The 11670-nt window shown below is 68.3% G+C and carries 11 protein-coding genes; 5 read left to right on the plus strand and 6 right to left on the minus strand.

The genetic code is table 11. The features are described 5' to 3' along the window. Positions 1 to 198: 198 nt before the first annotated feature. Entirely contained in the window at positions 199 to 1218 is a 1020-nt protein-coding gene (gene cobT, locus ASG03_RS15980) for a nicotinate-nucleotide--dimethylbenzimidazole phosphoribosyltransferase (protein WP_062695238.1), read from the minus strand. Positions 1219 to 1644: 426 nt separating this feature from the next. On the opposite strand from cobT, the gene ASG03_RS15985 reads away from it, so the two are divergent. Genes ASG03_RS15985 through ASG03_RS15995 form a run of 3 tightly spaced genes read left to right on the plus strand, consistent with a single transcriptional unit; the run spans position 1645 to position 3366 of the window. After that, positions 1645 to 2400, plus strand: coding sequence for an adenosylcobinamide-GDP ribazoletransferase (locus ASG03_RS15985; RefSeq protein WP_062695240.1), 756 nt, complete (start codon positions 1645 to 1647; stop codon positions 2398 to 2400). Positions 2401 to 2440: 40 nt separating this feature from the next. After that, positions 2441 to 2671: a DUF1289 domain-containing protein gene (locus tag ASG03_RS15990; protein WP_062473852.1), complete on the plus strand. Its 231-nt coding sequence runs from the start codon at positions 2441 to 2443 to the stop codon at positions 2669 to 2671. Beyond that, positions 2668 to 3366, plus strand: coding sequence for a retropepsin-like aspartic protease family protein (locus tag ASG03_RS15995; RefSeq protein WP_062473854.1), 699 nt, complete (start codon positions 2668 to 2670; stop codon positions 3364 to 3366). The genes ASG03_RS15990 and ASG03_RS15995 overlap by 4 nt, the downstream gene beginning before the upstream one ends. Before the next feature lie 61 nt (positions 3367 to 3427). Here ASG03_RS15995 and ASG03_RS16000 read toward each other — a convergent pair whose 3' ends face one another. From ASG03_RS16000 to ASG03_RS16010, 3 genes are all read right to left on the minus strand, one after another. Next, positions 3428 to 4189 (minus strand): ABC transporter permease, encoded by a 762-nt coding sequence (locus ASG03_RS16000; RefSeq protein ID WP_062474560.1) that lies wholly within the window; start codon positions 4187 to 4189, stop codon positions 3428 to 3430. 14 nt (positions 4190 to 4203) lie between these two features. After that, a complete protein-coding gene (locus ASG03_RS16005) occupies positions 4204 to 5136 on the minus strand; it encodes an ABC transporter ATP-binding protein (RefSeq protein ID WP_062694476.1) in 933 nt (310 codons plus the stop codon). A 476-nt stretch (positions 5137 to 5612) separates the two neighbouring features. Then, entirely contained in the window at positions 5613 to 6962 is a 1350-nt protein-coding gene (locus tag ASG03_RS16010) for an extensin-like domain-containing protein (RefSeq protein WP_062694478.1), read from the minus strand. A gap of 524 nt (positions 6963 to 7486) precedes the next feature. Here ASG03_RS16010 and ASG03_RS16015 point away from each other — a divergent pair. Next, the gene (locus ASG03_RS16015; RefSeq protein ID WP_062694480.1) at positions 7487 to 7699 is read left to right on the plus strand and encodes a hypothetical protein; all 213 of its coding nucleotides are present in this window, start codon (positions 7487 to 7489) and stop codon (positions 7697 to 7699) included. Positions 7700 to 8340: 641 nt separating this feature from the next. On the opposite strand, the gene ASG03_RS16020 is transcribed toward ASG03_RS16015, so the two are convergent. Further along, positions 8341 to 10242, minus strand: a complete 1902-nt coding sequence (locus ASG03_RS16020; protein ID WP_082475805.1) for a methyl-accepting chemotaxis protein — start codon at positions 10240 to 10242, stop codon at positions 8341 to 8343. Between the two features lie 473 nt (positions 10243 to 10715). Here ASG03_RS16020 and ASG03_RS16025 point away from each other — a divergent pair, with 473 nt between their 5' ends. Next, positions 10716 to 11096, plus strand: a complete 381-nt coding sequence (locus ASG03_RS16025) for an acyl-CoA thioesterase (protein WP_062473862.1) — start codon at positions 10716 to 10718, stop codon at positions 11094 to 11096. 26 nt (positions 11097 to 11122) lie between these two features. On the opposite strand, the gene ASG03_RS16030 is transcribed toward ASG03_RS16025, so the two are convergent. Continuing rightward, entirely contained in the window at positions 11123 to 11668 is a 546-nt protein-coding gene (locus ASG03_RS16030; protein ID WP_062694482.1) for a cysteine hydrolase family protein, read from the minus strand. Between the last annotated feature and the right edge of the window lie 2 nt (positions 11669 to 11670).

The following is an 11670-nucleotide window of genomic DNA, read 5'->3' on the forward strand; positions in this document are numbered from 1 at the left end:
CCCGCTCACGCCCGCACCGGATCCGCCCCTCATCCGCCTGCCGGCACCTTCTCCCCGCTGGCGGGGCGAAGGGACCTGAGGCACCGTCCCAGCCACGTATAGACCCGCTCCGCAGGCCACGTCCCCTCGCCCCGCAGGCGGGGAGAGGGTTAGGGTGAGGGGCAACCCCAACCAGAACCATCGGCATCAAACCGCGCCTTACTCCGTCCGGCCGCTCACGCCCGCCTGCTCGAACGTCGCCATGCCGGAATGGCAGGCCGCGGCGGCCTTGACGATGCCGGCGGCGAGGGCCGCGCCCGTGCCTTCGCCGAGCCGCATGCCGAGCGCCAGCAGCGGGGTCTTGCCCAGCTCTTCGATCGCCGCCATGTGGCCGGGTTCGGCCGAGACGTGGCCGATCAGGCAATGATCGAGGGCTGCGGGATTGGCGGCCTTGAGAATGGCGCCGGCCGCGGTCGCGACATAGCCGTCGAGGATCACGGGGATCTTCTGCATGCGGGCGGCGAGGATCGCGCCGGCCATGGCCGCCACTTCGCGTCCGCCGAGCCGCCGCAGCACCTCCAGCGGATCGGAGAGATGATCGCCATGGAGGGTGACGGCGGCTTCCACGGCGGCGATCTTGCGCTCGAGCAGATCGCCATGCGAGCCCGTGCCCGGGCCGACCCAATCGCGCGCCGTGCCGCCGTAGAGCGCGAGATTGATGGCCGCGGCGATCGTCGTGTTGCCGATTCCCATCTCGCCGATGCAGAGCAGATCCGTGCCGCCGGCCACCGCTTCCATGCCGAAGGCCATGGTGGCGGCGCAGTCGCGCTCCGTCAGCGCCGCGTCCTGGGTGATGTCGGCGGTGGGATAGTCGAGCGCGAGGTCGAACACTTTCAGCCCGAGATCGTGGGTCACGCAGATCTGGTTGATGGCGGCGCCGCCGGCCGCGAAGTTCTCCACCATCTGCGCCGTCACCGAGGGCGGATAGGGGGTGATGCCCTGCGCGGCCACGCCGTGATTGCCGGCGAAGATCGCAACCAGCGGCCGCGTCACGGCGGGTGCCCGCCCCTGCCACGCCGCCAGCCAGAAGGCGATCTCCTCCAGCCGTCCCAGCGCGCCGGCCGGCTTGGTCAGTTGCGCGTCGCGGGCGCGCGCCGCCGCAAGAGCGCCCGAATCGGGGCCCGGCAGCTGCCGCAGGAGCGTGCGAAAATCATCGAACGGAAGACCGCTGGCACTCATCTGGCTCATCCTTTTCTCCGGCCTCCGTATCGGCCGGTTTTCGGGCTGCCGGGCAGCCGCGCCTCTGGCCGGATCTCCGGCCCGTCCCGCGCCGATGCCGCCCGGCTTTGATCGGCGGGCAGGCAGCGACGCGGCATCTCGTCTCGCGCCCTCTTACTGCATCGCTTTGCAAATCGGAATCGATTTAAGGATAAATCATGCAGCAGAGAGACGCCGTTCCGCGCAGCCCGAGATGCCCGCCGGGACGCCCGTGGCGGCGGATCACGGGACGGTTTCCGGCCACCGCACGCCCGACCCGGCGGCTTGCCGGGACCGATAGGAGCGGAAACTGCGAAACAGACGCGGAACCAGACGCTGCGACCCGCAACCCCGACAGAGGAGACCGCCCGCGTGACGAACCCAGCAAGCACCTTTCTCACCGACACGATGCGCGCCCTCGCCTTTCTCAGCCGGCTGAGCGTGCCCGCGCGCTTCTTCGACGGCGACGACGGACGCATGGGCCGCACGGTCCGCGCCTTCCCCGTGGCCGGCCTCGTCATTGCCGTTCCCGCGGGTCTTGTCTTTGCCCTTGCGCTGGCGCTCGATGCCGATCCGCTGCTCGGCGCCCTGCTGGCTCTCGGCGTGCAGGCGCTCGTCACCGGCGCGCTGCACGAGGATGGGCTGGCGGATGCGGCGGACGGGCTCGGCGGCGGTCGCAACCGCGGCCATGCGCTCGAGATCATGAAGGACAGCCGCGTCGGCACCTACGGCGTCATCGCGCTCGTCCTCACGTTGGCGCTGCGGGCGGTCGCCATCGCCGATCTGGCCGATAGCCTGTCGACCGCCGGGTGCGCGCTCGCCCTCCTTGCCGTGGCCGCGCTCAGCCGGGCGGGCATGGTCTGGCACTGGTCGCTGCTGCCGCCGGCGCGCGAGACCGGCGTCGCCGCCGAGGCCGGACAACCGTTGCCTTCCGCCGTCACGATGGCGCTCGCCTCCGGCGTCGTGCTCTCGGCCATCGGCCTCCTCTTGGCCGGCGTTCCCCTCACCGCCGCGCTCCTCGCCTTTGCGAGCGTCGCCGCCACCGTTCCGCTCTGGACAAGATATGTCCGGCGGAGCCTGTCGGGCCATACGGGCGACACAATCGGAGCCACACAACAGCTGGCGGAAACAGCCCTCTTCGTCGCTCTTGCGCTCTTTGCGTGAGACGTCGATAGTCACAGACCATTCCCCGCTCGGACTTTCCATGGAATCACCCTGCACTTCCGTCTGCTCCATCGATATCGCCACCGGCTTCTGTCGCGGGTGCGGGCGGACCGGCGACGAGATCGCGTCTTGGACGCTCTACAGCGACCGCGAGCGCCGGCACATCATGAGCGGCCTGCACATCCGCATCGGCGCGCTCGGCGCCGCACACCGCCCGGACGCACGCGGCCCCCGCCGCGACCGCATGCCGCGGGAGCGCGCCAAACGATGAACAGGCTGACCGTCGCGCTCGGCATTCTCGGCCTCGGGCTCGTCCTTCTGCTTGTCAACCAGGGCAGCGGCCGCACGCTCGGCCTCGACAATGACAGCTTTGCGAGCCTGGTCGGCATGACGGCCCTGCTCACGGTCTTCGCCGCCGGCGTCTGGCGCAGCCGCAACCTCAGCGAAAGCGTGCGGCAGTTCGCGCTGTGGGTGCTGATCTTCCTCGCCGTCGTCACGGCCTATCTCTATCGCGGCGAGCTCGAAGCCTACTGGGCGCGCCTGTCCGGCGGCCTGATGCCCGGCCGCGCCGCCGTCTTCACCGACAATGAAGGCTATCAGGAAGTGGTGCTGCATAAGGTGATGAACGGCCATTTCGAGGCGAACGTCGCCATCAACGGCGCGAGCGTCCAGATGCTGGTCGACACCGGGGCGAGCACCGTCGCCCTGTCCTATGCCGACGCGAAGAGCCTCGGTCTCGACCCCGACAGCCTCGCCTTCACCCAGCGCCTGATGACCGCCAACGGCGAAGCCCGCGGCGCCCCGGTCACGCTGGCCGAAGTCGCCATCGGCCCCATCGTCCGCACCGACGTCCGCGCCACGGTTGCCGAAGACGGCAAGCTCGACCAGAGCCTGCTCGGCATGAGCTTCCTCTCGACCCTCGACATGATGCAGATGAAGACCGACGAGCTGCGGTTGCGGGACTAGTCCGCGCTCTCCGTAGAGCGCCGCGTCTGTTGCCCTTCACGCCCCTGGCCACACCGCCGGTTCAGTTCCGCAGCCGATAGCCCGTGCGGAAAATCCACACCAGCAGTCCCATCAGCACGCCCAGGAACGCAAGGATGATGACAAAGCTGACGACCGGGTTGACCTCGGAGATCTCGAAGAAGGACCAGCGGAATCCGGAGATGAGGTAGAGCACCGGGTTGGCATGGCTGACGGCCTGCCAGAAAGGCGGCAGCATCGACACGGAGTAAAAACTTCCCCCGAGAAAGACGAGCGGCGGGATGACCAGCATGGGGATGAGATTGAGCTGCTCGAAATCCTTCGCCCAGATGCCGATAAGGAAGCCGAACAGCGAAAAGGTCACCGCCGTCAGCACGAAGAACACCAGCATCACGAAGGGGTGCGCAATGTGGAGGTCGACGAAGAGCGAGGCCGTGGCGAGGATGATCAGCCCGATCATCATGCCCTTGGTCGCGGCCGCCCCGACATAGCCGAGCACGATTTCGGCCATCGAGATCGGCGAGGACAGGATCTCGTAGATCGTGCCGGTAAATTTCGGAAAGTAGATGCCGAAGGAGCCGTTGCCGATGCACTGCGTCAGCAGCGTCAGCATGATCAGCCCGGGCGTGATGAACGCCCCGTAGGACACACCTTCGATCTCCTGGATGCGCGAGCCCACCGCCGCGCCGAAGACGATGAAATAGAGAGAGGTGGAAATGACGGGCGACACCACGCTCTGCAGCAGCGTGCGCCGCGTGCGCGCCATTTCGAACAGGTAGATCGCCTTGACCGCCTGGAAATTCATGCCCGCGCCGAACCTCATGCCCGCTTCTCCACCAGTTCCACGAAGATGTCCTCGAGCGTGCTCTGCCGCGTCGAGATGTCCTTGATCCGCAAGCCCGCTTCGGCAACGGCCGCCAGAAGCGTCGTGATGCCCGTGCGTCCGCTCGCCGCGTCGTAGTCGTAGACCAGCCGCGCGCCTGCGTCCTCCAGCACCAGTCCGTAGGGCTCGAGCCCCCGCGGAAGCCCCGCGTCAAGGATCGGCTCGGACAGCTCGATGCGCAGCTGCTTGCGGCCGAGCGTCTTCATCAGCGCGCTCTTCTCCTCGATCAGGAGGATCTCGCCGCCGTTGATCACGCCCACCCGGTCGGCGATCTCCTCGGCCTCCTCGATGTAGTGCGTGGTCAGGATGATCGTCACGCCGCCCTCGCGCAATGTCTGAACGACCTTCCACATGTCCTTGCGAAGATTCACATCCACCCCGGCGGTGGGTTCGTCGAGAAACAGGATGCGCGGCTCGTGCGAGAGCGCCTTGGCGATCAGCACGCGCCGCTTCATGCCACCGGAAAGCTCGCGCAGCATGTTGTCCTTCTTGTCCCACAGCGACAGGTCGCGCAGCACCTTCTCGATATGCGCCGGATTGGCCTTCTTGCCGTGCAGCCCGCGCGAGAACGACACCGTGTTCCACACCGTCTCGAACTGGTCGGTGGTCAGCTCCTGCGGCACCAGTCCGATGATCGAGCGCGTTTCGCGAAAATCCTTGACGACGTCGTGCCCGTTGACGTGCACGGTGCCGGAGCTCGGATTGACGATGCCGCAGATGATGGAGATCAGCGTCGTCTTGCCGGCGCCGTTCGGTCCGAGCAGCGCCAGGATTTCGCCTTCCTCGATCTCGAGGCTGACGCCTTTCAGCGCCTGGAACCCCGACCCATAGGTCTTGACGAGGTTGGAAACGGTGACGATGGGCGCCATGGGATCATCCGGAATGAGGGGGACGGGATGCCTTATATGGCATCCCCCGGCCGAAAGTCACCCGACCTTCGCATGTACGCCGCGCCGCGCGCGCGTGCAGCGTCCCGCCGGCCGCCTCCCGCTGCCGGGGCCGACCTCCGACGAGGCTACCGTCATCGTCGGCCGACTGTCATCAATCCTTCGCCGGAATCACGCATGCTCACCGGGCACAACAGGCGCGGCCGCACCGCCCGCCGTCGTGATTTGCACCGATCGGCTGGCAGTCCCCTCCGCCGGTTCTTTCAAGGCCGGCGCCCGACGCAAGACGGGCGACCGGCCTTCTTTTTGCGCGTCCCGCTGTCCGCTGCCGCACAAGGGTGCGCGCCTCTCCGGCCGCAGGCATGTCGCCCGAAACTGTGCAGCGATTTCCGGAAACGACAGGCATCCAAACAAGACCTTGAAGCACTTTGCGTGAACCCTTTTTCACGCACCGCGCTTCAGTCGCAGTGCCGGTAGCCCGATTTCCGCTCCCGCAGATCGAAGTGGAAATGGTCCTTGTGGAACGGATCGCTGCCCGGCCCGAGCACCGTGTTGAAGTATTTGCAGCTGTCCTGCCGCACCGCCTTCAGCAGGCCCTTTTCGCGGAAGGCGAAGAAGCCGGGCTTGCGCACGTCGATCGCCTTGCCGTTCTTCAGCACGAACTTGCCGACGTCGATCGCATTGCCATGCGCGTGTTCCGACATGGCGGCGCCGCGGCGTGAGTTCATCGTCCGGCAGGAATAGCCGCCGAGCGGCTTGATGGTGCCGATGCCGCTGAGATAGCGATAGCGCGCCGAGGGCGCGAGCTCGTTCTTGACCCAGAGGGCGAACGCCTCGGTCACCTCGCAGTTCAGCTTCACCGCCGGCTTGACCGCGATGCCGCCGGACAGGCCGGAAAGCTGGATCGGGTGGTCGATGCCGCAGGAGGGACCGTTGGAGATCCGCGGCACGTCGGCAAAGGTCACGCCGAGCTTCGTCAGCCGCTGGCGGCAGGCGACCTCCGACGCGGGCATCCGCCCGCCGACATCCGGCCCGGGAATCCGCCCGCCGACTTCAGGCCCGGGCATCCGCCCGCCGACATCGGGCCCGGGCATCCGCTCGCCCACATCCGGCTCGGACATCCCACCGACCGGATGGCCGCCCCGCGGCAGAAACGCCACCTGCTCCTCGCGTCGCCTGTCACGCCGCTCCCGCATCGTGCGCTGTTCCTGCTCCAGGAACTGGGCCTTGCGCCGTTCCTCCATCGCCATCCGCTCGGGCGTCAGCGGCGGCAGGTCCGGATCCGCCTCGGCTGCCGCGGGCGATGCGGCACCGGCCGTCGTTTCCCGTGCCGGAACGGACAGGACGTGCACGCTGTTCGTGCCGATGCCGTCGACCAGCACCGGCCCGGCAGACGCCGTCTGATAGGGATAGCCGGACGACCCGGCATGGATGTCGCGGCTCTGCTCCTCGGCAAGCCCGACCACGCCGCCGGCCGGAAGCCCTTCTCCTGACGGAAGCCCCCCTCCAGACGGAAGGCCCCCTCCAGACGGAACGCCACTCCCGGCCGTCACCATGCCGTCGATATCGATCCCTTCGGCCGGGATCGGCGAGGCGGATGCGGCCGCCGGGTCACGCGCCAAGCCCGCCGGCCGGGCCTCGCGGTCCGGCTGCATCCGGGCCGCAGGCCGAACGCCGCTCATGCGCTCGGACGGCTCGAGGGCATCCGTCGAACAGGCCGCCATGGTCAGTGTCAGCGCCAGCATCGGCCCGACCGACAGCAGCGACCGACGCAAGACGGAGCGGGAAGACGGGAAGGAAGGGGCCATGCGGATGTCGCCTTTTCGAACGGAACCGGTTGCCGCAGATCGCCCGGAAGCCGGAAAGCCTCGCTCAACCCGAAAGCCTCGGGCTACCGGGCCTGTCGACCCGACGAGAGGCTGTCTGCGCACGGTCGAGACTGCACGCCGTCTTCGGCGATGTGCGGGCATGCGGCGCACGCGGGTGCCCATCTCCCGAGTTTAGTCGAGCATGGTAAATGAATGGTTACATCTGTCCGGTTTCGCACCAGCCGTCGCCGTTGCCTCTGCGCCCGGAAATCGCTATCATCGGGCTCGGGTGCGCAGAATGGCACCGGCGCTGCGGGTGTACGCAGCCGCAAGCGGGTGCAGGCACCCGCGATGGGATGACCGGACGGTTCAAGGGGGCTTGGAACCGACGGTGCGAGAGAGCTTCCAGACGTTTTGAAGTTGCGGGATGTCGCCTGAAAAGCGCGATCGGACCCGGAAACCGGATCGTTTCGGAGCTGGCCGGCCAGGGGGCAGGCATCGACAGGCCGGGAGGAGGGCCGCGCATGAAGTGTCAGGCAGAGACCACCGCATCCAACGCAACCGCCGCCTTGGCGGTCCGTGTCGTCGCCGATCGCGACGAATGGAACGTCGTCATCGTCGAAAACGGCACCGAACGCCACCAGTCCTTCGTCCAGCACGATTGGGCGCTCAGCTATGCCCGCGGCCAGCGCGTCCGCCTGGGCCTCCCCGCCGACCCGAAACCCGCAACCGCCTGACCTGCAACCACCTGACCCGGAACCGCCAGACCCGCAGCGGATCGACCCGCAACGGATCGAGCACTCGCCCACCTCGCGCGCCACGAGTCCCTTCTCCCCGCAAGCGGGGAGAAGATGCCGGCAGGCAGATGAGGGGCTTTCGCGAAAGCCAGCGCCACCAGCATCACCCTGCCGATCGCGCGAAACCCCGCCCCGCAGATCCGCGCGTCCGCAACGGCGTCACTGCGTGCTCTGACGGATCGAGCACTCGCCCCACGTCGGGCGCGCCACGAGTCCCTTCTCCCCGCAAGCGGGGAGAAGATGCCGGCAGGCAGATGAGGGGCTTTCGCGGAAGCCAGCGTCGCCAGCACCACCCTGCCGATCGCGCGAAACCCCGCCCCGCAGATCCGCGCGTCCGCAACGGCGTCACTGCGTGCTCTGACGGATCGAGCACTCGCCGCACCTCGCGCGCGCCACGAGTCCCTTCTCCCCGCGAGCGGGGAGAAGATGCCGGCAGGCAGATGAGGGGCTCTCGCGAAAGCCAGCGTCACCGGCACCACCCTGCCGATCGCGCGAAACCCGGACCCGCAGATCCGCGCGTCCACGATGGCGTCACTGCGCGCCGAGCAGGACCAGAGCACGCGCCCCCGTCAGGACAAGCGTCACGCAGCCCGAGCGGTCCGCGGCGAACGCCTGTGTCCAAAGCCCTGCCCGTCCCCCTGCCCAAAGCCCTGCATTTGGCCCTGCCCGCCGATCCCGGCTGTGCCCAGCCGGAACTGTTCCACCAGCGCCATCAGGGCATCCGCCTCGGTCGCCAGCGCGCCGCTCGCCGCGGTGGTCTCGGCCACCATGGCGGCGTTCTGCTGGGTCATCTGGTCCATCTGGTTGACGGAGGTGTTGACCTCGCTGAGGGCCGAGGACTGGTCGCTGCTGGCGGTGGCGATCATGTCCACATGGTCGCTGATCACGGAAATCTTGGCGCTGATGGCCGAGAGCACCGCGCCGGCCTGCGTCACGAGGCGGGAGCCCGCGCCCACCTCCTTGGTCGAGGTGTCGATCAGCGTCTTGATCTGGCGGGCGGCGTCCGCCGAGCGCTGCGCCAGTTCCCGCACCTCCTGCGCCACCACGGCAAAGCCCTTGCCCGCATCGCCAGCCCGCGCCGCCTCGATGCCCGCATTGAGCGCGAGCAGGTTGGTCTGGAAGGCGATGTCGTCGATCACGGAGATGATCTGCTCGATCTCCTGCGACGCCGCCTCGATCCGGCCCATCGCCGCCACCGCGCTCGTCACCACATGGTGCTGATCGTCGGCGCTCTGCTTGGTGTCGCGCACGAGGCCGTTGGCCTCGGCCGCCCGCCCCGCAGAGGCCCTGACGGTTACCGTGATCTCCTCCACCGCCGCGGCCGTCTGCTCCAGCGAGGCGGCCTGCGCCTCGGTGCGGCGGGAGAGATCGTCGGCCGAGCCGTGCAACCGGCCGCCATTGTCCTGGATCGCGATCACGCTCTGGCGGATCCCGCCCAGCGTCTCGTCGAGCCGGGCGATCGAGCCGTTGAAGTCCTGCCGCAGCGTCTCCAGCCGGCCGGTGAACGGGGTGTCGATGGTCTGCGTGAGGTCGCCGCGCGCCAGCCGGTCGAGCCCGGCGCCGAGTGCGGTCACGGCCCGCTCGATCTCCGCCTCCGTCGCCCGGCGCTCGGCATCGCGCGTTGCACGCTCCTCGTCGGTCAGCGCCCGCTCGGCCGCGTTGTCCGCTTCCATCTGGCGACGCGACAGCGCGGTGTCGCGAAACACGGCGAGCGCCCGGGCGATCGCGCCGAATTCGTCCCGGCGCGCGGCATAGGGCACATGGGCGTCGAGATCGCCCCTGGAAATCGCCGCCACGGACCCGGTCAGGATCGACATCGGGCGCATGGTCCGGCGGATCGCGAGCGTCGCCACGATGCCCATCAGCACCAGCACGCCGGCACCCGTCGCCAGCGACAGCATCAGCAGTTCGTGGATCTTGGCGAAATAGACCTCCATCGGGATGCCGATGAAGATCACCCCGACGACGGCGCCCGCAGCCGAGGTCACCGGCACGTAGCCGGTCATGTAATCCCGCCCGAACAGCACGGCCTGGCCGAAATAGGCCTGGTTGCGCGCCAGGGCCGCCTGCGCCGGATGCGCGGGTGCGAGCTTGGTGCCCACGGCGCGCGCGCCCGTCTCCGTCTTCACATTGGTGGAGATCCGGACGTAGTCGGCACCCTGCTTGGCAAAGATCGTGGCGACGCCGCCGATCGTCTCGGCCGTGCGGTCCACGAGATCATGATCGGCGATCGCGGGCATGGCCTCCGCCCGGATGTCCGCCAGCTGGCCGTCCTTGAGGGTCATGCGGATCCCCGGCGCCGTCACGGCATAGAGCACGGCCATGGCGCGGCTCGCGTCGCGCGCATCCACATCCGCATTGGCCATCACATGGGCGCTCAGCCGCACATGCATGGCCGCGACCAGCGTGGCGAGACCGAGACAGACGAGGGTGAGCGTGATCGCGACATTGCGCTGAACGACGGACAGGGAAAGTGGACGCATGCGGCGCTCCTTCAAGGATGCAGAGCACGGGACGCGCGACGACGCCGCCCGACAGGGCGGTCGCCGGCCGGATCATCGCTCTGGCAGGACTGGGGATCGACGCCGAACGCGCACGAACATGGGCTGGACCGTGCCGTCAAAGGTTTAAGAAAAACCTGCCGTTCAACCCCAAGATTAATGCATGTCGCGCGAAAGTGCGCAGCGGTTTCAGGAAACGACATCCATCACAACAAGACCTTAAGCGCGTTGCGTGACTCCATTTTTACGCAACGCGCTTGAGGAAGCGTCGCCTCACGCAGACAGGCAAACCACGCAGACAGGCAAACCGCCGACGGCGCGTCGACAGGTCGACGGCGACCAGTGGCGGCTTTGCACCTTTCCAGCCTGTGGGGGGATGACGAACGCGCACAACCGCGATAGCACGGGGCTTGCCACCGGCGCTCCCGGCGGCGCTGCAACAGCCGGAGAAGGCCATGACGACGCCCAGCGGTGAACTGACCTTGCGAACCCTTGCCATGCCGGCCGATGCCAATGCCGCCGGGGATATCTTCGGCGGCTGGGTCATGGCCCAGATGGACCTGTCCTGCGGCATCCGCGCCGCCGAGCGCGCCCGCGGCCGGGTCGTCACCGCCGCCGTGCGCGAGATGGCCTTCGCTTTGCCGGTCAAGATCGGCGACACCCTGTGCATCTACACCGACATCGCCGCCGTCGGCCGCACGTCCATCACGCTGAAGGTCGAGGCCTGGGCGCAGCGCTACCTTTCCGACCGCATGGAAAAGGTGACCGACGCCATCTTCGTCATGGTCGCCCTCGATGCCGACGGCCACCCGACGCCGGTTCCGGGCGAGCGCTGAACGGCGCCCTCCCGGCCAGACGCCCGTTATCGCGCGAGATAGTCCTCGGTCGAGACGACCTCGCCATAGGCAAAGGCCAGCGCCGACATGAAGGCCGCATGCACCGTGCCGGCGGGCACGGTCTCGCCCTTGAACGCCAGATCGCGCGTGGCGCAGGCATCCTCCACGATGGTCGTCCGCAAGCCGAGATCGGCGGCCGCCCGGGCGGTCGCATCGATGCACATATGGCTCATGGCGCCGATCACGGTGACGTCGTCCACCCCGGCGGATGCGAGCATCCCGGCGAGCGGGGTCTCCCGGAACGCGTTGGGGAAGCGCTTGGTCACGATCGCCTCGCCCGCCTGCGGCGCCATCGCGGCCATGATCTCCGCCCCTTGCGTGCCGACGGCGAAGAACGGACCGTCGGCCGGGCTTTCGTGGCGGACATGGACGACCAGGTCGCCGGCGCGGCGCGCGGCCTCGACCACACGGGCCGCCTTTGCGACGGCGGCGTCGATGCCGGAAAGCGGAAACCGGCCGTCCGTGCGATAGTCGTTCTGCAGGTCGACGATGATGATGGCGCGCTTGCGCATGG

Origin of the sequence: Rhizobium sp. Leaf341 (assembly GCF_001424325.1) — a bacterium.
Taxonomy (GTDB): domain Bacteria; phylum Pseudomonadota; class Alphaproteobacteria; order Rhizobiales; family Rhizobiaceae; genus Ferranicluibacter.